The sequence below is a fragment of the Spirosoma arcticum genome, from assembly GCF_054779955.1.
In genome coordinates this window covers 1-614 of sequence record NZ_BAAGXG010000065.1, presented here as the reverse complement: position 1 = coordinate 614, position 614 = coordinate 1, and the positions used below count along the sequence as shown (strand labels likewise).

Annotated in this window: 1 protein-coding gene; it reads left to right on the top strand. The window is 53.1% G+C overall.

Annotated features, from left to right (window positions below; genetic code table 11):
* The coding region (locus ACYVHB_RS32890) for a transposase (RefSeq protein ID WP_461056333.1) at positions 1-614 on the top strand (614 nt) is incomplete at both ends.

The following is a 614-nucleotide window of genomic DNA, read 5'->3' as shown; positions in this document are numbered from 1 at the left end:
GCTGATTACATCCGGCGTATCCAGAAAGCCCTGCGGGTGGGCAATGTACGCTTAGATACGGTGCTGACCGATACCAACTCGGTGTCGGGTTTGCGGATCATTGCCGCCATTTGCCAAGGTCAGGAAGACCCGCTTAAACTGGCCGGCCTGGTCGATAGCCATTGTAAAAAGAAACCTGCCGAAATCATCGAGTTGCTGCGGGGCAATTGGAATGGGGCTATGCGTTTTGAAGTCCGCAGCAACTATCGGCTCTATCTGAATCTACAGACTGAAATCGCTGAGTTGGACAAAGAACTTGACCGTCACTTCACCGACCATACGAAGGGACTCGAACAGCCCCAGGCCGTGGCTGATCCTACTAAGGGGCGTAAGAAGTTGCGTCAGTCGCGCAACACCCCGCGTTTGTCTATCGAGCAGTATGCGCACCAACTGTTAGGCGTTGATCTAAGCAACATACCCGGTTTTGGGCGGGATGCGCTGCTGACGTTTATGGCGGAGGTGGGCGAATCGATTGCCAAATTTAACTCGGCCAAAGCGTTTGCCAAGTGGTTGGGGTTTACCCCCAACAACAAAGCATCGGGCGGTAAAGTGTTGTCGAAGAAGACGTTGAAGAA